We start from the raw sequence: 22,371 nt of genomic DNA on the forward strand, positions 1-22,371 counted from the left end.
CCGGCCGCCACACGGGGTGTTCCCCCGGTGTGGCGGCCGGTCCGGAATCAGTTCGGGTCGATGCCGTGGCTGCGGAGCCAGGGCATGGGGTCGATCGCCGAGCCGCCGCCGGGCCGCACCTCGAAGTGCAGGTGCGGGCCGGTGGAGTTGCCGGAGCTCCCCGAGTAGGCGATGACGTCGCCGGCCTTGACGGAGCCCGAGCGGATCTTCGTGGTGCTGAGGTGGCAGTACCACGTCTCGGTGCCGTCGGCCGCAGTGACGATGGCCATGTTCCCGTAGGCGCTGTTCCACTGGGTGCGGACCGTGCCGTCGGTCGCGGCCATGACGGGGGTGCCGTAGGAGACGGGGAAGTCGATGCCCGTGTGGACGGACATCCAGTTCACCCCGGCCTGGCCGTAGGTGGCGCTGAGGCCGTGCTGCTTCACGGGCAGCATGAACTTGGGGCGCAGCGCCTCGCGGCGAGCGGCCTCCTCCTCGCGCTTCTTCTTGTCGGCGGCCTGACGCTCCTTCAGGTCGATGCGCTCCTGGGTGCGGCTGGCGCGGTCGGCGAAGTTCTCGGCGTCGGCGCTGAGGTTGGCGAGCTGGGTGTCCAGCTTGTTGTTGGCCACGGCCGGCTTGACCGTGTCGGCGGCCGCCATGGACGTGGTCTCGTCCTTCGCCTCCTCGGTCCCGCCGACGCCGCTCACCGAGGCTGCGGCGATCCCGGCGACGCTCATGACACAGGCCGAGGGCACGGCGACGGTGAGGAGCGCGGAACGCTTGGCGGGAGTACGGCGCCGGCCCCGGCCGCCACGCGGGGCGGCGGAGCGGCCCACGGGGTGTGCGGACGCCGCCAGGGAGGGGGACACGGTGGTCGTGTCGCCGAGGGGGTCGAGCACGTCCGACATCGGCTCGTTCTCGCCGTCGGCCTCATGGCTCCCGGCGTACGGGGCCGCCTGCGCGGCGCCGTCCTCGGGGATCCCGGCGTGGTCGTGGGAACCGGAGGAGTCCTGGGCGCCGACGGAGTCGTGGAGATCGGCGGAGTCGCGGAGGTCGGAGGTGTCGCGGAGGTCGGCGGAGTCGTGGAGATCGTGCGAGCCGGCTCCGTCGAGGGAGGCGAACTCGGCCGTCCCGTACGGCTCGAAGGGCGCGGACCCGTGTTCGTACGAGGTGTACGACGTCTGTTCGGGGGCGTACGCGGCGTTCTCGGGCGTGGCGCCGGTGTTCCAGGCGGTCGCGTCGTAGGTGCCGGTCTCGGGGGTCGCGTAGCTCTCGTACCCCGCGGTCTCGAAGACCGGAGCGGTGTACGTGCCGGTGGCGTAGGCCGTGCTGTCGAACGTGGCGGTGGGGAAGGCTCCCGTGTCGCCCGTCGCCCACTGGCCGGTGTGGTCCGCCTGGCCGGTGTGGTCCGTGTGGCCCGTGGTGTCCCAGCCGGTGGTGTCCCACTGGCCCGTCGCGCCCGCGGTCTGGGCGGAGTGCTGGGCCGGGGCCCCGGCCTCGGGCATCCAGCCGGCGGTCGTGTCGTAGCCCTGGGGCGCCTGCGGGTGGGCCTGGGCGCCGTAGGCGTCGTACGAGGCCTGCTGATGCGCTCCGGTGTCCCACTGGCCGCTGTCGTAACCGCTGTTGTAGCCGGTGCCGTACGCGGCGGCGTCGTAGGCGGGGGAGTAACCGCCGCCGTACGTCGTCTCGTGGCTGGTGTCGTGCTGACCCGGCAGGGTCCCGAAGAGCGGGTCGGTGTCGAAGCTGCCGGTGGACTGGCTGTCGTATCCGGCATACCCGGCGTGGGGGTGCTGGTCGTTCACCAACTTCTCTCTCGCCTCGGCAGCAGGACCTGTTCCGGGGTCCGGTGGGGGGATCCCAGGGTGAGCAGTGGCCGCGACTGTACCCGGCGGTAGGTGAGGACGACAATCTTCGGCGGGTTTCCGCCCCCCAGGAAACGGGCAATCGACCGCCTTTCGGTGGACGTCGGAAGCAGCCTTGGTCCTATGTTCGAAATACGTTCTATTCGGCGGGGGTGCGGGGTGTAGGTGTGCGGTGTTCACGGGCGCGGAGAGCGTCGCCCGCCGGTCCGGTCACCAGCCGTCCCAGTGCAGGACCTGCTCGCGGGGGATCCGCCGGGCGGGGCGGAAGTCGGTTCCCACGGTGTACGCGACGGGGATGAAGGCGGCCTGCATGACCTCCGCGTACGGAATGCCGAGCGCCTCCGCGAACTCCCGCTCCAGCGGCAGGTTCCCGGTCGTCCACACGGTGCCGAGGCCGCGCTCACGGGCGGCCAGCATGAAGCTCCACGCGGCGGGGAGGATCGACCCCCAGGTGCCGGCCTGGTGGGTGACGGAGAGTCCTTCGGTGCGTCCCTCGACGCAGGGGATGACATAGGCGGGCACCTCGTGCAGATGCCGGTGGAGGTGTCCGACGCCCGTGTACACCCGGTCCATCACGCCCGGCGCGACCTCGGCGCGGCGTACGTCCCGCGCGGGCAGCGGCTGGTGGGCCTCCGGGACACTCAGGCCCGCACGCCACAGGTCGGCGAGGACGGCCCGGCGGGCGGGGTCGGTGACGATGACGAAGTGCCAGCGCTGCCGGTTGCGGCCGGTGGGAGCCTGGACGGCGAGGTCGACGCACTCCTCCAGGAGCGCGCGGGGGACCGGCCGGGTGAGGTCGAGCCGGTGGCGTACGGCCCGGGTGGTGGAGAGCAGGGTGTCGGAAGCGAGACCGAGGTTCATGCGTTGAGCCTCGTACGGCCCGGACGGGGCCGGGAAGGCCGGGCTTCCACTGGGTGAAATCCGGCGAGTGGCATTCGGCGGAGCACAACGGAGAGACAGGGGTCGGGAGTTGGGCGAGAGTGTGGCGGGGCGGCTCTTCTCGGTGCTGGACGCCTTCGAGGGCGGCGGCCCGGCGGCGCTGCGGCTCACCGACATCGCGGCCCGCACGGGACTTCCGGCGCCGACGGCGTTGCGCATGGTGCGGGAACTGGTGGCGTGGGGCGGCCTGGAGCGGGGCGCGGACGGCAGATACCGGCTGGGGCTCCGGCTGCGGGTACTCGGAGCGGCGGCGCCCTGCCCGCGCGGACTCCTCGACGCGGCGCTCCCGGCGCTGCGGGCGCTGGGAGCCAGGACCGGTGGTCACGCCGATCTGGCGGTGCTCGCCGCCCCGTCGGCCGACGGGGTGCTGTGCCTGGTGAGCGGGGAACGGCCACCGCCGCACGCCACGGCGTACGGGAAGGTGCTGCTCGCCGTCCCGCCGGCTGAGCTGCCCCGGCACACCCGGCACACCGTGGTCTCCCCGGGGCTGCTCGCGGCCCAGCTCGCCCGGGTCCGGGAGGCCGGACTCGCGGTCTGTGCCGAGGAGTTCCGGCTGGGGGAGGTGTCGGTGGCCGCTCCGGTGCGGGGCCCGCTGGGCACGGTCGGCGCGCTGGGCGTGACCGTCCCCACCGGTGTGCCCCTGGACCGGGTGGCGGCAGCGGTGCGGGCGGCGGCCATGCGCGTACGGCCTCCTTCGCCGTCGCAGGCGGAGTCGTCGCAGGCGGAGTCGTCGCAGGCGGAGCCGTCGTAGGCCGGGCCGTCGTAGGCCGGGCCGTTGTAGGAGGAACGGGGCGTAGGGAGAACGGGGCGTAAGGGGAACGGATCGCAGGAAGAAGGGCGCGTGGGAAGTGCGGGTGCGTGGGGAGAACGGGCGGTCAGGCGACCGAGGCGGCTCCTGGGGCGCCGAGGGCCGCGCCGTCGGACTCCAGCGCCTGGCGGATCGCGGATGCGACCGCCGGGTGGACCGGCAGGGCGAGATGGCCGATTCCCGTCACCCGTACATTGACGGCGTCGAGGTCGGGATGATCGACGCAGGCCGTCTCGACGGGGAGCATCACCCGGTCCAGCTCGCTCCAGAAGCTGACGAACCGGGTCCGGCAGCCCGGGGCGGGATGACGCAACTCCTCGATCAGATCCGAGCCGCTGCGCATCTGCCGGACGATGGGGTGCGCGCCTGCCAGCGGGGCGGCGGCGGTCCCGCCGTGCGGTGTACCGAGGGTGACGAGCGTACGGACCCGGCGGTCCCCGCCGAGCCGCTGGACGTAGTACCGGGCGATCAGGCCGCCGAGGCTGTGGCCGACGATGTCGACCTCACGGCGCCCGGTGCGGGCGCAGATCTCCTCCACATGACGGTCGAGCAGCTCGGCCGCGGTGCGGATGTCGCAGGTCAGCGGCGAGTAGTTGAGCGATTCCAGATGACGCCAGCCGTGCCGGGCCAGGGAGCGGCGGAGCAGGACGAACACGGAGCGGTTGTCGATGAAGCCGTGCAGGAGCACGACGGGCGGCCGGTCATCGGCCCTGGCGGGGAGCGCGGTCGTCCCGGCCATCTGTGCGGTGTCGGTGGTGTCCGTCGTGTCTGCGGGGTTCGTGCCTGTGGCCGCTGTGGACGTCGTCACCGGGTCCGCGGCTCCGGCCGCGTCCATGTCGGCCGTATCCGTGACGCTCGTGTCCGCCGAACGGGTGAACCGGCCGGTTGCGGATCCGACGCCGGCCCCTGGCGCGGGTGCGGGGGTACGGCGCTCCGGGGTGAGGCCGGACGGGTAGATCAGCACATGCCCGGCGAGGACCACCAGCTCCAGCGCGGTGGCTCTGACCAGCGTCGACGACAGCCAGGCGGGGCGCAGACACGGCCTGCGCAGCAGTAGGGGAAGGAAGGACAGGACCTTCATGGGCCGACCTCCTGCACTGGCATGCGGGGAGGCGGCTCCCTGCCCCGTACGCCCTCACGGGGATCGCCGCGAAGGCCGTCGGCGGCGCTGATGCGCCGGGGCCGTACCACCGCGCCGTGCGGCTGACGGCACGGTGGTACGGCGACCTCGTTGCGGCTCCCCTGGCGGCGCTCCCCGCGCGACCGGTGGGCCGCCCGGTGCTGGGAACGACGCCGGCGAACATGTCCCATGTGTGATTTCCCCCTCCCGGTCCACCGCGAAACGACGCCGTGCGGGATGCTGTGGATAACGTTCGTTCACATCACCGGCCCTCCGGGCACGGGAAACGCATGTGGAGGCATTGATGGGTGTGACCGGTCCGATCCGAGTGGTGGTGGCCAAGCCGGGCCTCGACGGCCATGACCGCGGGGCCAAGGTGATCGCACGGGCGCTGCGGGACGCGGGCATGGAGGTCATCTACACGGGGCTCCACCAGACCCCCGAGCAGATCGTCGACACCGCGATCCAGGAGGACGCCGACGCCATCGGCCTCTCGATCCTCTCGGGTGCCCACAACACGCTGTTCGCCAAGGTCATCGCGCTGCTGAAGGAGCGCGACGCGGAGGACATCAAGGTGTTCGGCGGCGGCATCATCCCCGAGGCGGACATCGCTCCGCTGAAGGAGCAGGGTGTCGCGGAGATCTTCACCCCGGGCGCCACGACGGCCTCGATCGTCGACTGGGTGAACGCCCACGTCCGCCAGCCCGCGGAGGCCTGACCACGTCCTGGCCCTGTCCGCCCGGGTCCTGCCCGCCCGGGTCCTGCCCGCTCCGCCCCGTGCCTCACCGGTCACTCGGCCCCGTGGCTCCCCGGTCACTCCGCGCCGTCCTGGGCCAGCTCCGCGTCCATGGCGGCGCGCAGGCGCAGGGTGGAGACCAGGCGCTGGAACGCCTCCGACCAGTAGCCGCCCGCGCCCGGTGACGCGCCCTCCGGCTCGTCCGGCGTGGTGGTGAGCACCGCCAGCCGGTCCGCCTCGGCGGGGTTCAGACAGCGCTCGGCCAGACCCATCACCCCGCTGAAGCTCCAGGGGTAGCTCCCCGCGTCCCGGGCGATGTCCAGCGCGTCGACCACCGCCCGGCCCAGCGCACCGTCCCAGGGCACGGAGCAGACACCGAGCAGCTGGAACGCCTCGGACAGGCCGTGCGCGGCTATGAAACCGGCGACCCAGAGCGCCCGCTCGGTGGACGGCAGGGTGGCGAGGAGCTTCGACCGCTCCGCCAGCGACGCCGTCCCGGGACCGTTCGCCAGGGGAGTCGAGGGGGCCCCGAGCAGCGCCCGCGCCCAGTCCCGGTCCCCCTGACGCACGGCGGCCCGGCACCAGGCCGCGTGCAGCTCACCGGCCCAGCCATCGGCGACCGGCAGCATCACGAGCTCCTGGGCCGTCCGCCCGTCGAACCTCTCCCGCCACACCCCGAGCGGGGCCCCCTCCACCAACTGGCCGAGCCACCAGGAGCGTTCACCACGCCCCGAAGGCGGCACCGGTATCACGCCGTCGCGCTGCATCGCCGCGTCGCACTCGTGCGGCGCCTCCACGGCGACGGACACGAAGCCCCCCGTACGGTCCGGGTTCACACAGGACGTGGCACGGGCCGCCATGCGCCGGGCGAGCGCCGAACCGGGCAGGGCGGACAGCAACTCGGCGGCCGTGGCGCGTACGTTGCGGCTGCGGTCCGCCAGGGCCTCCTCCAGGAACGCCTCGTCGGCCCCGGAAAGGCCGGACCGCAGCGAATCGAGGAACATCAGCCGGTCCTCCGCCCGCTCCGCGGCCCAGGTGCCGGCGAGCAGGGCCCGCGCCGCACCGGGATCCTGCTCCCGTACGGCGTCGAGCAGCGCGACCCGTTCGGCGAAGAGGCCCTCCTCCCAGAGCCGGCGCACCGCCTCCGGATCCTCCACGCCCGGCCGCCGCGCGCCACGCGACGAAGCGCGCAGCGCGAACCTCCACTCCGGATTCAGCCCGGCCAGCCAGAGCCCGCGTGGTCCGGCGAACGCGAGGACGTGCGGACGCAGATCCGTACGCGCCCGCGCCGCGTCGAGCAGCGCGGGCAGCAGCTCCGCCGGCGCCCGGTACCCGTACGCACCGGCGGAGGCCAGCCACTGGGGGATGAGCTCGGTGAGATCGGGAGCCGCTCCCCGGCGCCCACCGCTGGGCGGTGCCGAGCGGTCGGCGAGCAACCGGGCGAGCCTGCGACGGGCCGCAGCCGGCAGCGGTGGCCGGGGATCGGCCGGTGCGGGCTCGGGCGGAGCGGCCCCGGCGGCCGGCCGCAGCGCCGCTCTGCGCCGCACGGTGTGGACGGCCGCGGTGTCCAGCAGCTCCGCCGGGCCGGCCGGGGCGCCGTCCTCCGTGCGCAGGGGGCGCCGGTCGGTGCCGAGCAGCGCGGAGGTGACGAGGTCGTCCCAGGAGGCGTTCACGGGCACGCCGGTCGTCGCGACGGTGACGGTGGTGGACATCGGGCGGGTCCCTTCAGGTGGTCCGGGAAGCGGGAGCGGGAGCGGGGCGCGCGGCAGCGCGGCCGGCCGAGGGATGGAGCGGCGGGGTGAGTTACGGGTGCGGGCCAGCCGTGGGGACGTCGGGGCGAGTTACGGACATGGGTATGGGGGGACGACACGAGAACGTGCGGGTGTCAGATGAGCGCCACCGCCGTACTCGGTTCCTCGTCGTCCGGGGCCCCCGCGCACCAGGCCGCCAGCGGGTCGAAACCCCGGTGTCCGCACTCGCCGAACACGGTCAGCGGGCCGCCGCCGGAGAGCGCCACGAGCTTCCACAGGCCCGGCCGGGACAGCGCGGCGGGTGCCACCGGCAGCGCGGCACCGTCCGCCGCGCCGACCAGTTGCCAGCCGTCCCCGGACGGCGCGGGTATGACCTCGCGCAACGTGGCGGGCCAGGCGTCGAGCCAGGGGTCGTCCCGCAGCGCACGCCCGTAGGAGGCCAGGGCATCGGCCGTCGTCCCGCCGGGCGGCGGTCCCGTCGTGGCGAGGGGCTCACCGAACTGCGGGCCCAGCTCGCCCCGTAGACCGCCGCCACCCGGATACGGCGTCACCTCGGCGTCCACCACCGTGCCCACCGGCAGCGCACGTGCGGGGGCCCGGCCGGGCGCGCCGTAGGACAGCAGCAGCGAGACGCGCCCCGACCCCCTCCCGTACAGCCAGGTCCGCCGGGTGACGATTCTGCCGTCCGGTATGTCGTACTGCGCGAGGACGAGCCAGTGGTCACGGACGGCCGGCCCCTCCGCCGCCGAGGTCAGCCCCACCCTCGTGCGGACCGTCGCCGCCAGGGGGCCGGGCAGCCGGTCGCGTCCGAGCCAGGCCGAGTCCAGCAGCCGCAGGAGCGCGCACTCCTCGAGCAGCCGCCCCGGCCAGCCGGGACCGGAGGCCGGGATCGCCCCCAACTCCCGGACCTGTCGGGCGAGTCCGGGTGCCTGAGCGTCGACCATGCGGGCGGCGGTCTCCTCCCACAGCCCGTACTCCGGCCGGTCCGCCGCCGCGAGCCCTCCGCGCAGCAGATCGACGAGCCGGTGGTCCAACTCCTGTGCGCCGCCCGTGATGCGCCCGGCCCTGCGGTCCGCTCGACGGGCCGCCGCCCGCTCCGCCTCGGCCGACGCCTCGTCAGGAGCGGTGTCCGGCACCCGCGCCACCGTCCGGCGTGCCACCGGTCCGGCGGCGCGCCACGGTTCTCCCCCATGAGATAGCACCATGGAAACGACGGTAGAGCGCCCCACTGACAATCGGCTCCGGCCCACGACGCGGCTGCCGGTGGTGGCGAGCGCCGGGGCCGATTGTCAGTGCCATGGTGCACCGTGGAAACCGCATCGGATCGACCGATCCGGAGGGGGATCCATGACCGTGTCCGTACCGACCGACGCAGCCGGCGGCGAGGCCCTGAGGCCGCACGCCGAGCACGCCTTCGCCGACGAACTCAAGGCGCTCGCCGCCGCCGACGACCGCCCCAGGCCCGCCCGTTGGAAGCTCTCACCATGGGCCGTCTCCACCTACCTGCTCGGCGGGACGCTCCCGGACGGCACCCTGATCACGCCGAAGTACGTGGGGCCGCGCCGCCTCGTCGAGGTGGCCGTCGCCACGCTCGCCACCGACCGGGCGCTGCTGCTCCTCGGTGTCCCGGGCACCGCCAAGACCTGGATGTCCGAGCATCTCGCCGCAGCCGTCAGCGGGGACTCGGCCCTGCTCGTCCAGGGCACCGCGGGCACCCCCGAGGAGGCCGTCCGCTACGGGTGGGACTACGCCCGGCTGCTGGCCCACGGCCCCAGCCGTGAGGCCCTGGTGCCGAGTCCGGTCATGCGGGCCATGGCCGAGGGGATGACCGTGCGGGTCGAGGAGCTGACCCGTATACCCGCCGATGTGCAGGACGCGCTCATCACGATCCTGTCGGAGAAGACACTCCCCGTCCCGGAGCTGGGGGAAGAGGTCCAGGCGGTCCGGGGGTTCAACCTCGTCGCCACGGCGAACGACCGCGACCGCGGGGTCAACGAGCTCTCCAGCGCCCTGCGCCGCCGGTTCAACACCGTCGTGCTGCCGCTGCCCGCGACACCCGAGACCGAGGTGGACATCGTGGCCCGGCGCGTGGCCCAGATCGGGCGCTCGCTCGACCTGCCTCCGGCGCCGGACGGCATGGCGGAGATCCGGCGCGTCGTCACGGTCTTCCGTGAACTGCGCGACGGCATCACCACCGACGGCCGCACCAAGCTCAAGTCGCCGTCCGGGACGTTGTCCACGGCCGAGGCCATCTCGGTCGTCACCGGAGGGCTCGCACTCGCCGCCCACTTCGGCGACGGTGTCCTGCGCCCCTGGGACCTGGCGGCCGGGATCATCGGGGCCGTCGTCCGTGATCCCACGGCCGACCGCATCGCCTGGCAGGAGTACATGGAGACCGTCGTCCGGGAGCGCGAGGGCTGGAAGGACTTCTACCGCGCCTGCCGTGAGGCCGCGGAATGACCCCCCGTACCCCCCGCGCCGGGAGGTCGGCCGCGCCCGGGGGGCCGCTGCTGCTGGGAGTGCGCCACCACGGCCCGGGCTCCGCACGCGCGGTCCTCGCCGCCCTGGATTCCGTGCGGCCGAGCGCGGTGCTCGTCGAAGGGCCGCCCGAGGGCGACGCGTTGCTGCCGCTCGCCGCGCACGGCCGGATGCGTCCGCCGGTCGCGCTCCTCGCGCACGCCGTGGACGACCCGGGACGTGCCGCGTTCTGGCCGCTGGCCGACTTCTCGCCCGAGTGGGTGGCGATCCGCTGGGCGGCGACGCACGGCGTCCCGGTGCGCTTCGTGGATCTGCCCGCCGCCCACTCCCTGGCGCTGACCGAACAGCGGGAGGACGGCCCGGAGGACGGCAAGGAGGACCGGGGCATCGATCCGATCGGGATCCTCGCGGGGGCAGCGGGGTACGACGACCCCGAGCGCTGGTGGGAGGACGTCGTCGAGCACCGGGCGGCAGACGGCGGACCGGCCGATCCCTGTGCCCCCTTCGCCGCGCTCGCCGAGGCGATGACCGCACTGCGCGAGGCGTACGGGGACGGGGGGCATCCGCAGGACGCCGTCCGGGAGGCCGCCATGCGCCTCCAGCTGCGGGCCGCCCGCAAGGAGTTCGGCGACGGCATCGCGGTGGTCTGCGGTGCCTGGCACGTGCCCGCGCTGGGGGCGAGGACGACGGTCGCCGCGGACCGGGCCCTCCTCAGGGGGATGCCCAAGGTCAGGACGGAGCTGACCTGGGTGCCCTGGACCCACCGCAGGCTCGCCCGGCACAGCGGGTACGGCGCGGGGATCGAGTCGCCCGGCTGGTACGCACACCTCTTCGGCGCCCCGGACCGGCCCGTCGAGCGCTGGATGACCAAGGTGGCCGGGCTGCTGCGGGACACGGACCGGCCCGTGTCCCCGGCCGGCGTCATCGAGGCCGTCCGCCTCGCCGGGACCCTGGCGGCCCTGCGCGACCGGCCGGCCGTCGGGCTGGCCGAGGCCATGGACGCGGTCAGGGCCGTCCTGTGCGAGGGGTCCGACGTGCCGCTCGCCCTGGTGCGGGACCGGCTCGTCGTCGGCGAGGTCCTGGGCGAGGTCCCGGACACCGCCCCGGCCGTCCCCCTCCAGCGCGACCTGGACCGGCAGCAGCGCACGCTGAGACTCAGGCCCGAGGCGGAGCGGCGCGAGCTGGACCTCGATCTGCGCAAGGACACCGACGCGGCACGCAGCAGACTGCTGCACCGGCTGAGGCTCCTCGGGGTGCACTGGGGGGAGCCCGTCGCGGGCCGGGGCAGCACGGGGACGTTCCGGGAGAGCTGGCGGCTGCGCTGGGAGCCCGAGCTGTACGTCCGGACCGCCGAGGCAGGCGTGTGGGGCACGACCGTGCTCGGCGCCGCGACCGCCAGGGCCGAGTCGGACGCCGTGTCCTCGCCGTCGCTCGCCGGGGTCACCGCGCTCGCCGAACAGTGCCTGCTCGCCGGACTGCCCGAGGCGCTGCCCGTGGTGATGAGGGCCCTCTCCGACCGGGCCGCCCTGGACACGGACGTCGGCCACCTCGCCGACGCACTGCCCGCCCTGGCCCGCTCCCTGCGGTACGGCGACGTGCGGTCCACCGACACCGCCGCCCTGGGAGAGGTGGCGATCGGCCTCGCCGAGCGCGTCTGCGTGGGACTGCCGCCCGCCTGCACCGGCCTCGACGCCGACGCGGCCGAGGAGGCCCGCCGCCGGGTCGACGCCGTGCACACCGCGATCAGGCTGTTGGCCGATGCCGTAGGGGCGGACGGGCCGGCCGAGCGGTGGGCCGGCGTCCTCCACAAGCTCTCCTCCCGGGACGCGGTCACCGGTGTGATCAGGGGCCGTGCCACGCGACTGCTCCTGGACGACGGGCGGTTGGCGGACACCGAGGCCGCCCGGCTGATGGGGCTGGCCCTCTCACCCGGCACCGCACCGCCGGACGCGGCCGCCTGGATCGAGGGCTTCGTCGGCGGAGCCGAGGGCGGCGGCCTGCTGCTCGTCCACGACGAGCGGCTCCTCGGGCTCGTCGACGCCTGGCTGACGGGCATACCGGCCGACACCTTCACCGGCGTACTGCCCCTGCTGCGCCGCACCTTCTCGGCCTACGAGCCGGCGGTGCGGCGCACGCTGGGCGAGCTCGTACGCCGTGGACCGGAGCCCGGGCGGGCGCGCGACGAGGCCGTGCCGGCCGCGCCGGGCTTCGGCGAGGGGCTGGACGAGGAGCGGGCGGACGCGGTGGTCCCGGTGCTCCGGCTGCTGCTCGGCCTCGACACCCCGGACCGGGAAGCGGCGGCGGCCGGATGACGGCAACCCCCACGGACACAAGGCTGAGGAAAGAGGAGGAGGAGACGGCCATGGACCCGGACGTGACCGACGTGGACGTGACCGACGTGGACGTGACTGGCGCGGACGTGACTTCTGCCGAGGACGACGGGCAGCGGGAGCGGCTGCGGCGCTGGCGCATGGTGCTCGGCGAGGACGGCGCCGAGGGCACGGGGCGCACGCTCACCGGCCGCGACGCGGCGATGGACGGGGCGCTGACCGCGTTGTACGAAGGCGGGAGGAAGCCCGGCGGCCGGGGCGGAGCCGAGCGTTCCGCGGGGCTAGGGGCCTCCGCGCCCTCGGTGGCCCGCTGGCTCGGCGACATCCGTGCGTACTTCCCGGCCCCCGTCGTCCAGGTCATGCAGCGCGACGCGATCGACCGGCTCGGGCTCTCCGCGCTGCTGCTGGAGCCCGAGATGCTGGAGGCCGTGGAGCCGGACGTCCATCTGGTCGGCACCCTTCTCTCGCTCGGCAAGGCCATACCGGAGACGACGAGGGAGACGGCCCGGGCCGTCGTGCGCAAGGTCGTCGAGGACCTGGAGCGCCGGCTGGCCACCCGTACGAGGGCGACGCTCACGGGCGCCCTGGACCGTTCGGCCCGGGCGGTCCGGCCGCGGCACCGGGACATCGACTGGGACCGTACGATCCGGGCCAACCTGAAGAACTACGTGTCCCTCCCCGGCGGCGAGGACGGTGAGGGACACCCGCGCACCGGCACGGTGATACCCGAGCGTCTCGTCGGATACGGGCGCACGGACCGGTCCGTGAAGAAGGACGTCATCCTCTGTGTCGACCAGTCCGGCTCCATGGCCGCCTCCGTGGTCCACGCCGCGGTCTTCGGCGCGGTGCTCGCCTCGATGAGGACCCTGGCGACCCGGCTCGTCGTGTTCGACACGGCCGTCGTCGATCTCACCGACCAGCTCGACGACCCGGTCGACGTCCTGTTCGGCACGCAGCTCGGCGGCGGTACGGACATCAATCGCGCGCTCGCCTACTGCCAGTCGAGAATCACCCGTCCGGCGGACACGGTGGTCGTCCTCATCAGCGATCTCCACGAAGGAGGGATCCGCGACGAGATGGTCCGGCGGGCCGCGGCGATGAAGGCGTCCGGTGTGCAGTTCGTGACCCTGCTCGCACTCTCCGACGAGGGCACCCCCTCCTACGACCGCGGGCACGCCGCCTCGCTGGCGGCGCTCGGCGCCCCGGCCTTCGCCTGCACTCCTGATCTCTTCCCCGAGGTCATGGCGGCGGCGATCGAGAAGCGGCCCCTGCCGATACCGGACGCCGGCGCGTGAGCGGAGGGTCCCGGTGGCCCCTCGGAGGTGCCGTTTTGTCCCTCGCACCCCGGCTACCAGCGCGATCTGTGACCGTTATCACCGCTCCGGTGTGATCTGCAATTTAGGGTCCGGTGCGGCGTGGGGGATAACCTGCCGGATGGACATGCCGCGTACCGGGTCACCGTGTGCGCCTCCCCAGTGACTGCGCAGTCACGTTGCCCTCGCGGCACGCCCACGCAGAAAACGAACCGCGAGACCACTAAAAGGGACGGACGCGCGTGGACCTGTTCGAGTACCAGGCGAGGGACCTCTTCGCCAAGCACGGTGTACCGGTGCTGGCCGGTGAAGTCATCGACACGCCTGAGGCAGCCCGCGAGGCGACCGAGCGGCTGGGCGGCAAGTCCGTCGTCAAGGCGCAGGTGAAGGTCGGCGGCCGAGGCAAGGCCGGCGGCGTGAAGCTGGCGGCAGACCCGGACGAGGCGGTCGCTCGCGCGACCGACATCCTCGGGATGGACATCAAGGGCCACACGGTCCACAAGGTGATGATCGCCGAGCTGTCCCCGGAGATCGAGGCGGAGTACTACGTCTCGTACCTCCTCGACCGCACCAACCGCACCTTCCTGGCCATGGCCTCGGTGCAGGGCGGCATGGACATCGAGGAGGTCGCGGAGAAGACCCCCGAGGCCCTCGCGAAGGTCCCGGTCAACGCCGTCGACGGCGTCGACATCGAGAAGGCCCGCGAGATCGTGGCCCTGGCGAAGTTCCCGGCCGACGTGGCCGAGGGTGTCGCCGAGGCCCTGGTCACCCTGTGGGACACCTTCGTCGCCGAGGACGCGCTCCTCGTCGAGGTCAACCCGCTGGTGAAGACCAAGGACGGCCGCATCCTGGCCCTGGACGGCAAGGTGTCTCTCGACGAGAACGCCGACTTCCGTCAGCCCGGCCACGAGGCGCTCGAGGACAAGGCCGCGGCCAACCCCCTCGAGGCCGCCGCCAAGGCCAAGAACCTCAACTACGTCAAGCTCGAGGGCGAGGTCGGCATCATCGGTAACGGTGCCGGTCTGGTCATGTCGACCCTGGACGTCGTCGCGTACGCCGGTGAGAAGCACGGCAACGTGAAGCCCGCCAACTTCCTCGACATCGGTGGCGGCGCCTCCGCAGAGGTCATGGCGAACGGCCTGGAGATCATCCTCGGCGACTCGGACGTCAAGTCCGTCTTCGTCAACGTCTTCGGTGGCATCACCGCCTGCGACGAGGTCGCCAACGGCATCGTCCAGGCCCTGGAGCTGCTCAAGTCCAAGGGCGAGGACGTCACCAAGCCGCTGGTCGTGCGCCTCGACGGCAACAACGCGGAGCTGGGTCGCAAGATCCTCTCCGACGCCAACCACCCGCTCGTTCAGCGTGTGGACACCATGGACGGCGCGGCCGACAAGGCCGCCGAGCTCGCCGCGGCTGCGAAGTAAGGGACGAGGGACTCCAACACCATGGCTATCTTCCTCACCAAGGACAGCAAGGTCATCGTCCAGGGGATGACCGGCGCCACGGGCATGAAGCACACCAAGCTCATGCTGGCCGACGGCACCAACATCGTCGGTGGCGTGAACCCCCGTAAGGCGGGCACCTCCGTCGACTTCGACGGCACCGAGGTACCCGTATTCGGGTCCGTCGCCGAGGCGATCGAGAAGACCGGCGCCGACGTGTCCGTCCTCTTCGTGCCGCCGGCCTTCGCGAAGGCCGCCGTCGTCGAGGCGATCGACGCCGAGATCCCGCTGGCCGTCGTGATCACCGAGGGCATCGCGGTCCACGACTCGGCCGCCTTCTGGGCGTACGCCGGTTCGAAGGGCAACAAGACCCGGATCATCGGCCCGAACTGCCCCGGCCTGATCACCCCCGGCCAGTCCAACGCCGGCATCATCCCGGGCGACATCACCAAGCCCGGCCGCATCGGTCTCGTGTCGAAGTCCGGCACGCTGACCTACCAGATGATGTACGAGCTCCGTGACATCGGCTTCTCCTCGGCCGTCGGCATCGGTGGCGACCCGGTCATCGGCACGACGCACATCGACGCGCTCGCCGCGTTCGAGGCCGACCCCGACACGGACCTCATCGTGATGATCGGCGAGATCGGCGGCGACGCCGAGGAGCGTGCCGCCGACTACATCGCGAAGAACGTCACGAAGCCGGTCGTCGGCTACGTCGCGGGCTTCACCGCCCCGGAGGGCAAGACCATGGGCCACGCGGGCGCCATCGTCTCCGGCTCCTCCGGTACGGCCGCCGCCAAGAAGGAGGCCCTCGAGGCCGCCGGCGTGAAGGTCGGCAAGACGCCGACCGAGACCGCCAAGCTTGCGCGCGAGATCCTCGGCGGCTGACGCCCACCGCGTCAGCGCTCCACCGCCTCACCGCAATGACGGCGCGGGCCCGCACCTCCTCCACGAGGGGTGCGGGCCCGCGCCGTTCTCGTTCCGGCGGCCCATCGGGGGAGCCCGGTCAGGGGATGCGGGGGACGAGCCGCTCCGGGCCGTGCGTGAGGTGGCCGCGCAGCGACTTCTGCAGCTTCAGGTCCTGCGGCGTCAGCTTCTGCGGCCCGCCCAGCGGAGGTACGCCGCCGACCCGTGCGGCGGGTGCCAGCGGCTGCTCGTACTGGGTGGGGGCGGTGTGCAGAGTGAAGGCGGTCGTGCTGACGAGCAGCACCCCGAAGCAGAGCGCCGCCCGCGTCCAGAGCTCCGCGACGCGCTCGCTGCCCGCGCGGACGGCGGGGGCCGGCGGCGGTTCCGGCACCTCCTCCGCGAGGGCGAGCGCCCCCAGCCGCTCCTGGAGCACCACGGGCCGGCCGCCGGCGTCCGCACGCTCCGCCAGCTCGGGCAGCCGCTCGGCGAGGGCGGCCCGGGCGTTCAGCAGCCTGCTCGCCGCGGCGGGCGTACTGGCCTCCGTCTCCGCGGCCGTCTCCGGCAGCCCCAGGCCCACGGCGTCGTGGAGCAGCAGGGTGCGCCGGTACGAGGGCGGCAGGCCGAGCAGCGCCTCGAACAGCGCGCGCCGCGCCGGATCCCGGGGCGGGGCGTCGGCCCGGCGGTGGGTGCGGCGCAGGCGGTGCCAGGGCGACATCGCGTACTCGTACGAGACCGCCCGCACCCAGCCCGCCGGGTCGCGGTCCCTGGCCACCTCGGGCCAGCGCTGCCAGGCGGTCCGGAAGGCGTGCTCGACGGCCTCCCGGGCGAGCCTCCGGCGGCCGGTCAGCAGATACATCTGGCGGTTCAGGCCGGGCGCGGTGAGGCTGTACAGCGCGTCGTACGCCTCCTCGGCGGTGAGGTGCGCCCGGGGCTGGGGGACGGCGGCGGCGGGACCGGGCGGCTCCGGCGCGGTCGTCGCCGGCGCGTCCGCACCCTGCGCGGGCGCTTCCGGAAGGGTGGCGGGGCCGGTGCCGGGCTCGGTCGGGGACATCGTGCTGCTCCCGGTGGCTTCGACGGAGGGGGACGGTGCGGGGTGGTGCCCGGCGCAGCCGATCAGCCTGGAGTATGCCGCGCGCCGACGGCCCCGGGGATCGGTGCGCCCCGTTTCCCAGGCGCGGACGGTGGCGGGCGTGACCCCCACGGCCGCCGCGACCTGTTCCTCACTCAGCGCCTTGGCCTCGCGCAGCCTGCGGCGCTCCTTGGGTGAGGGCAGGGGGGCGGCGGGAGCGGGGCCGGCGGTGCTCCGCGTCATGTCCGGCCTCCGTCCCCGGTGACACTGCACTGGGTGAAAAAGTACATAAACGTATATTGGGCGACACAGCGGCCATTCGTCCGTTACACGGAATAAGCGCGTGTCGTTGGCAGCATGGCCCGCGTGATCCAAGTGACCGAACGCAGCCCGATGTTGCCCGCCGAGCGGAGCAGGTCCGCCGCGCTGGCCTCCGCTTTCGTGCGCGGGACGCTGGCGGCCGGGCTCGGGCTCGGCTCGCTGGCCGTCCTGGTCATGGTGCTGTGGATCAGCTCTCCGTACCCCGACAGCGGGCCGGCCGGAGCCCTCCATGTGGCGACCGGGCTCTGGCTGCTCGGCCACGGCGCCGAACTCGTCAGGGCCGACTCCGTGGGAGGCCACCCCGCCCCCGTGGCGACGGTCCCGCTGCTGCTCGTCGTGCTGCCGGTGTGGCTGGTGCACCGGGCCGCCCGGGACTCGGCGGAGACCGAGGAGGAGGACGGGGGCGGGCATTCGGCGGTGGGGGCGTTCTGCGCGGTGAGCGCCGGTTATCTGCTGGTGGTGCTCGCCGCCGCGGCCTACGCGCGGGACGGGGCGCTGCCGGCCGACCGGGCCTCGCTCGCCTTCCCCGTCACCTTCGTGGTGGCCGGCGCGGCGGCCGCGGGGGTCTGGGCGGCCCGCGGGCGCCCCCTGACTCCGCTGCTGGTCTGGGCGCCGCTGAGGCTGCAGGAGGCCGCCGCCCGCTCCGGTTTCCGGTCCGGGGCGGGCGTGGCCCTGCGGTCGGCCGCCGCCGGGGTGCTCATGCTCCTCGGCGGCGGGGCGCTCCTGGTGGCGGTGGCACTGGTGTGGCACACGGGGGCGGCGAGGGAATCGTTCGTGGGGCTGGCGGGCGACTGGGCGGGCCGGGTCTCGGTGCTGCTGCTGGCGGCCGCGCTCGTGCCGAACGCGGCGATGTGGGGGGCCGCGTACGGCCTCGGGCCGGGTTTCGCCCTCGGTACGGCGTCCCTGGCCACCCCGCTCGCCTTCACCGGACCGCCCGCCATGCCGGACTTCCCGCTGCTCGCCGCGGTGCCGTCGCACGGCCCGGGGACGGCGGCGAACTGGGCGGCCGTCGCGGTGCCGGTCGTGGCCGCCCTGGCCGTCGCCAGATTCGTCGCCCGGGGGGCCGTTCCGGTGCGCGGGGCGCGGGAGGAGACGTGGGGTCAGGCCCGTACCGCGCTGGTGACCGGGCTGGCGTCCGTCGGCTGCGGGGCCGGGGCGGCGCTGCTGGCCGCGGCGTCGGGCGGCCCATTGGGCACCGGGGCTCTGGCGGAGTTCGGGCCCGTGTGGTGGCTGGTGGGACCCGCCGCCCTCGCGTGGACGGCCGTGATCGGCGTACCGGCGGCGCTGCTTCTCCGGGCGTGGCGACTGAGGGAGACCCGGTGGGGATGGCGGTGGGACGCGGCCAAGGGGGAGCGCGCGAAGGCGGATCGGACGAACGCGGAGCACGCGAAGACGGAGCCGGTCGAGAAGCCGGAGCAGGCCGCGGGGAAGGAGCCCGGCGGAGGGGGCGGGGACCCGGAACCGTACGACTTCCTGTCGGCCGGCCCATGGCACGAGGACGGGGCGCGGGAGGCGCGCTGGGCCGCGCTCAGGAGGAGCTCGGGCGGGCTGATGGCGGACTTCCGGGCGGACGGGGAGGCGGACGCGGCGCCCACCCCGGGCCCGGGCCCGAAGCCCGTACCCACGCCGGCGCCGACCCCCGAACGCGCTCCCGAGCCCGCCCCCGCACCTCGGCCCGAGGCTCAGCCCGCGCCTGCACCTCGACCCGAGCCCGCGCCTGCACCTCGACCCGAGCCCTCTCCCGTAGCTGCCTCTGAGTCCGCACCCGCGCCCGCCCCCGAGCCCGATACGCCGAGCGGCCGGGTTCCGGATGCCGAGGGGCACCAGGAACCCGGCCGTGAGGCCGCTCCGCCGAGCGAGCGCTGAGCCGGTGCGCGGCGGGAGCTACTCCTTCACGCCGAAGAAGGGCTCCAGCGGGTCGGGCAGCTTGTCGTTGCAGGCGAGGGCGCCGGTCTTGGTCAGCGCGTCGTTCACGCAGGTGTAGTAGTCGCGGTAGACCAGCTGGACCGTGTAGCCGGTGGCCACGATCGCCAGCGCCAGCAGCGCCGTCACCAGCCCGCTGACGGCCGCTGTGGTCTGCTGACGGCTGCTGCTCTGCGCGACGGCGGGTGCGGTTCCGGGCGCGGCCCCGGCCGACGGGGGCATGGCTGTGGCGGACCGGTCCTGACCGGTCGCGCCGGGCACCGCCGGCTGACCCTGGCCGGCCGCCTGGTTCTTCCGGGGCCCGCCGCGGAGGGCGCTGATCGACCAGTACACGGCGAGGGCGCCGAGGAGCATGGCGATCTCGGGGAAGTCGAACAGGGCGAAGAAGAACGCCCACATACCGCCCAGCACCGCGTAGCGTGCGCGCCGCTGCGCGGGGTCGGTCGGGTCCCAGCGCAGCCCGCCGGGGTTGCCCTCGGGGCCGCCGCCCTGGCCGCTCGGTCCGCCGGTCCCGCCGGGACGGCCGCCGAAGCCGCCGCTCTGACGGCCCGGCTGCTGGTCGCTCCACTGGCTGCCCCAGACAGGACGGTCGTCGGAGTTCCCCTCGCCGCCGTCACCGTTCCCGCCGTTGCCGTGGTTGCCCGGCGGGGAGGGGTGGCGCGGCTGCCAGGGCTGGTCGGGCCGGTCCTCGGGCGGTGCCGCGAACGGATTGTCGTCGGAACCCCCCGACGACCCCCGCGACGATCCGGACGAGGAACCGGAACCGGAAGAGGACGAAGAGCCGGAACCCGACGAAGAACCGGATCCCGACGACGAGCCGGAACCCGACGGAGGATTGGCTCCGGACGAGGAGTCCGGCGATGAGGACTGGCGTTCCCGCATCAGCGTGGAGGCCCGCTCGGGCAGCGGGTGGCCAAGGGCGGTGCGGAGGCGGTCCGGCATGTGGTGAACGTCTTCCCCATCTCGTCATTTCCGCCCGGGGGCGGTTCCCTGTCCCCTGACGCTACCTCCCGGCTACGCCCCCGTCCCGTGGGGGCCGCCGGGTGTGCCGGTATCGTTGCTGACGGTCGGACCGTTCGTAGAGTTCCCCGTATCCCGGGACGAGCTTCTTTCGTACGACCATACAAACGCACCTCCTGTACATCGCGTACCTGCTGCACCACGCGAGAAAGGGCCCCCACGTGGCCTCCCCGCCCTCCTCCGCCGCTCCGGCCCGTGTGGTCGTGCTCGTCTCCGGCTCAGGCACCAACCTCCAGGCACTCCTCGACGCCATCGGTGACGACCCCGACGGCTACGGCGCCCGGATCGTCGCGGTCGGCGCGGACCGTCCCGGCACCCTCGGCGTCGAGCGTGCCGAGCGCGCCGGACTTCCCACCTTCGTGTGCAGGGTCGGCGCGTACGCGAGCCGTGACGAGTGGGACGCCGCCCTGACGGCGGCCGTGGCGGAACACCGCCCGGACCTCGTGGTGTCCGCAGGGTTCATGAAGATCGTGGGCAAGGCGTTCCTGGCCGCGTTCGGCGGCCGCGTCGTCAACACCCACCCCGCCCTGCTCCCCAGCTTTCCCGGTGCTCACGGCGTCCGCGACGCACTCGCGTACGGCGTGAAGGTCACCGGGTGCACCGTCCACTTCGTCGACGACGGCGTCGACACCGGTCCGATCATCGCGCAGGGCGTGGTCGAGGTGACCGAAGAGGAAACGGTGGAGGGCGAAGCGGCCCTCCACGAACGCATCAAGGAAGTCGAGCGCAAGCTGCTCGTCGAGGCCGTGGGGCGGCTCGCCCGTGACGGCTATCGCATTGAGGGACGAAAGGTTCATCTCGGTCATGTCGGTGAATAAGCCCATCCGCCGCGCCCTGGTCAGCGTCTACGACAAGACGGGGCTCGAAGACCTCGCCCGCGGTCTGCACGAGGCAGGCGTCGAGCTGGTCTCCACCGGCTCCACCGCCGGGAAGATCGCAGCCGCCGGTGTGCCGGTCACCAAGGTCGAGGAGCTCACCGGCTTCCCCGAGTGTCTCGACGGCCGCGTCAAGACGCTGCACCCCCGCGTGCACGCCGGCATCCTCGCCGACCTGCGCCTGGACGCCCACCGCGAGCAGCTGGCCGAGCTCGGCGTGGAGCCGTTCGACCTGGTGGTCGTCAACCTCTACCCGTTCTCCGCGACCGTCGCCTCCGGCGCGTCCGACGACGACTGCGTGGAGCAGATCGACATCGGCGGCCCGTCGATGGTCCGCGCCGCCGCCAAGAACCACCCGTCCGTGGCGGTCGTGACCAGCCCCGAGCGGTACGCCGACGTCCTCGCCGCGGTGAAGGAGGGCGGCTTCGACCTGACCGCCCGCAAGCGGCTCGCCGCCGAGGCCTTCCAGCACACCGCCGCGTACGACGTGGCCGTGGCCACCTGGTTCGCCGAGGGCTACGCGGCCGCCGACGACTCCGGCTTCCCGGACTTCACCGGTGCGACGTACACGCGCAAGAACGTCCTGCGCTACGGCGAGAACCCGCACCAGCCCGCCGCGCTCTACACCTCGGGCGAGGGCGGTCTCGCCGAGGCCGAGCAGCTGCACGGCAAGGAGATGTCCTACAACAACTACACGGACACCGACGCCGCCCGCCGCGCCGCCTACGACCACGCCGAGCCGTGCGTCGCGATCATCAAGCACGCCAACCCGTGCGGCATCGCGATCGCCGACGACGTCGCCACGGCGCACCGCAACGCGCACGCCTGCGACCCGCTCTCCGCGTTCGGCGGTGTGATCGCGGTCAACCGGCCGGTGACCGTCGAGATGGCCGAGCAGGTCGCGGAGATCTTCACCGAGGTCATCGTCGCTCCGGCGTACGAGGACGGCGCGGTCGAGATCCTCGCCCGTAAGAAGAACATCCGCGTGCTGCGCTGCCCCGACGCCCCGACCGCCCCGGTCGAGGTCAAGCCGATCGACGGCGGCGCCCTGCTCCAGGTCACCGACCGGCTCCAGGCCGACGGCGACGACCCGGCCAACTGGACCCTGGCCACCGGCGAGGCGCTGTCGGCCGACGAGCTGAAGGAGCTCGCCTTCGCGTGGAAGGCCTCCAGGGCCGTGAAGTCCAACGCCATCCTGCTCGCCAAGGACGGCGCCTCGGTCGGCGTCGGCATGGGCCAGGTCAACCGCGTCGACTCCGCGAAGCTCGCCGTCGAGCGCGCGGGCGAGGAGCGGGCCCGGGGCGCGTACGCCGCGTCCGACGCCTTCTTCCCCTTCCCCGACGGGCTGGAGATCCTCACCGCCGCCGGGATCAAGGCCGTCGCCCAGCCGGGCGGCTCGGTCCGTGACGAGCTCGTCGTCGAGGCCGCGAAGAAGGCCGGCGTGACCATGTACTTCACGGGCACGCGCCACTTCTTCCACTGACGCCACCCGCAGTGAC

At 73.7% G+C, this 22,371-nt stretch carries 17 protein-coding genes; 10 read left to right on the forward strand and 7 right to left on the reverse strand.

Annotated elements, in window-relative coordinates; genetic code table 11:
* Nucleotides 1–47: 47 nt before the first annotated feature.
* Both ACZ607_RS23750 and ACZ607_RS23755 read right to left on the reverse strand, forming a co-directional pair.
* Complete coding sequence (locus ACZ607_RS23750) at nt 48–1,781, reverse strand: M23 family metallopeptidase (protein WP_469737534.1); 1,734 nt, start codon at nt 1,779–1,781, stop codon at nt 48–50.
* Between the two features lie 270 nt (nt 1,782–2,051).
* The gene (locus tag ACZ607_RS23755; protein ID WP_469737536.1) at nt 2,052–2,702 is read right to left on the reverse strand and encodes a nitroreductase family protein; all 651 of its coding nucleotides are present in this window, start codon (nt 2,700–2,702) and stop codon (nt 2,052–2,054) included.
* 109 nt (nt 2,703–2,811) lie between these two features.
* Here ACZ607_RS23755 and ACZ607_RS23760 point away from each other — a divergent pair, with 109 nt between their 5' ends.
* A complete protein-coding gene (locus ACZ607_RS23760) occupies nt 2,812–3,531 on the forward strand; it encodes an IclR family transcriptional regulator (RefSeq protein ID WP_469737538.1) in 720 nt (239 codons plus the stop codon).
* Nucleotides 3,532–3,655: 124 nt separating this feature from the next.
* Here ACZ607_RS23760 and ACZ607_RS23765 read toward each other — a convergent pair whose 3' ends face one another.
* On the reverse strand, nt 3,656–4,669 hold the full coding sequence (locus ACZ607_RS23765) for an esterase/lipase family protein (protein ID WP_469737540.1): 1,014 nt from the start codon (nt 4,667–4,669) through the stop codon (nt 3,656–3,658).
* 343 nt (nt 4,670–5,012) lie between these two features.
* Between ACZ607_RS23765 and ACZ607_RS23770 the strand changes: the two genes are divergently transcribed.
* Nucleotides 5,013–5,426, forward strand: a complete 414-nt coding sequence (locus ACZ607_RS23770; protein WP_099173777.1) for a cobalamin B12-binding domain-containing protein — start codon at nt 5,013–5,015, stop codon at nt 5,424–5,426.
* 95 nt (nt 5,427–5,521) lie between these two features.
* Here ACZ607_RS23770 and ACZ607_RS23775 read toward each other — a convergent pair whose 3' ends face one another.
* Together ACZ607_RS23775 and ACZ607_RS23780 are read right to left on the reverse strand one after the other, a co-directional pair.
* The gene (locus tag ACZ607_RS23775; RefSeq protein WP_469737543.1) at nt 5,522–7,156 is read right to left on the reverse strand and encodes a DUF5691 domain-containing protein; all 1,635 of its coding nucleotides are present in this window, start codon (nt 7,154–7,156) and stop codon (nt 5,522–5,524) included.
* A 173-nt stretch (nt 7,157–7,329) separates the two neighbouring features.
* A complete protein-coding gene (locus ACZ607_RS23780; protein WP_469737545.1) occupies nt 7,330–8,400 on the reverse strand; it encodes a hypothetical protein in 1,071 nt (356 codons plus the stop codon).
* Nucleotides 8,401–8,542: 142 nt separating this feature from the next.
* Between ACZ607_RS23780 and ACZ607_RS23785 the strand changes: the two genes are divergently transcribed.
* From ACZ607_RS23785 to sucD, 5 genes are all read left to right on the forward strand, one after another.
* Complete coding sequence (locus ACZ607_RS23785; protein ID WP_469737547.1) at nt 8,543–9,655, forward strand: ATP-binding protein; 1,113 nt, start codon at nt 8,543–8,545, stop codon at nt 9,653–9,655.
* Nucleotides 9,652–11,985: a DUF5682 family protein gene (locus ACZ607_RS23790; RefSeq protein ID WP_469737549.1), complete on the forward strand. Its 2,334-nt coding sequence runs from the start codon at nt 9,652–9,654 to the stop codon at nt 11,983–11,985. The genes ACZ607_RS23785 and ACZ607_RS23790 overlap by 4 nt, the downstream gene beginning before the upstream one ends.
* A 158-nt stretch (nt 11,986–12,143) precedes the next feature.
* A complete protein-coding gene (locus ACZ607_RS23795) occupies nt 12,144–13,298 on the forward strand; it encodes a VWA domain-containing protein (RefSeq protein ID WP_469737749.1) in 1,155 nt (384 codons plus the stop codon).
* A gap of 260 nt (nt 13,299–13,558) precedes the next feature.
* Nucleotides 13,559–14,740, forward strand: coding sequence for an ADP-forming succinate--CoA ligase subunit beta (sucC, locus tag ACZ607_RS23800; RefSeq protein WP_469737551.1), 1,182 nt, complete (start codon nt 13,559–13,561; stop codon nt 14,738–14,740).
* Between the two features lie 21 nt (nt 14,741–14,761).
* Nucleotides 14,762–15,646 carry a succinate--CoA ligase subunit alpha gene (gene sucD, locus ACZ607_RS23805; protein ID WP_099173770.1) on the forward strand — a complete coding sequence of 295 codons (885 nt, stop codon included), beginning with the start codon at nt 14,762–14,764 and terminating at the stop codon, nt 15,644–15,646.
* A gap of 118 nt (nt 15,647–15,764) precedes the next feature.
* Here sucD and ACZ607_RS23810 read toward each other — a convergent pair whose 3' ends face one another.
* Nucleotides 15,765–16,976: a sigma factor-like helix-turn-helix DNA-binding protein gene (locus ACZ607_RS23810; RefSeq protein WP_469737553.1), complete on the reverse strand. Its 1,212-nt coding sequence runs from the start codon at nt 16,974–16,976 to the stop codon at nt 15,765–15,767.
* A gap of 114 nt (nt 16,977–17,090) precedes the next feature.
* On the opposite strand from ACZ607_RS23810, the gene ACZ607_RS23815 reads away from it, so the two are divergent.
* Nucleotides 17,091–18,920, forward strand: a complete 1,830-nt coding sequence (locus ACZ607_RS23815; RefSeq protein ID WP_469737555.1) for a cell division protein PerM — start codon at nt 17,091–17,093, stop codon at nt 18,918–18,920.
* An 18-nt stretch (nt 18,921–18,938) separates the two neighbouring features.
* On the opposite strand, the gene ACZ607_RS23820 is transcribed toward ACZ607_RS23815, so the two are convergent.
* Nucleotides 18,939–19,919 (reverse strand): hypothetical protein, encoded by a 981-nt coding sequence (locus tag ACZ607_RS23820; protein ID WP_469737557.1) that lies wholly within the window; start codon nt 19,917–19,919, stop codon nt 18,939–18,941.
* A gap of 239 nt (nt 19,920–20,158) precedes the next feature.
* Here ACZ607_RS23820 and purN point away from each other — a divergent pair, with 239 nt between their 5' ends.
* Together purN and purH are read left to right on the forward strand one after the other, a co-directional pair.
* Nucleotides 20,159–20,815, forward strand: a complete 657-nt coding sequence (purN, locus tag ACZ607_RS23825; protein ID WP_469737559.1) for a phosphoribosylglycinamide formyltransferase — start codon at nt 20,159–20,161, stop codon at nt 20,813–20,815.
* Entirely contained in the window at nt 20,802–22,355 is a 1,554-nt protein-coding gene (gene purH / locus ACZ607_RS23830; RefSeq protein WP_469737561.1) for a bifunctional phosphoribosylaminoimidazolecarboxamide formyltransferase/IMP cyclohydrolase, read from the forward strand. The genes purN and purH overlap by 14 nt, the downstream gene beginning before the upstream one ends.
* Nucleotides 22,356–22,371: the final 16 nt, after the last annotated feature.

It is taken from the genome of Streptomyces sp. NPDC104381, assembly GCF_055583745.1.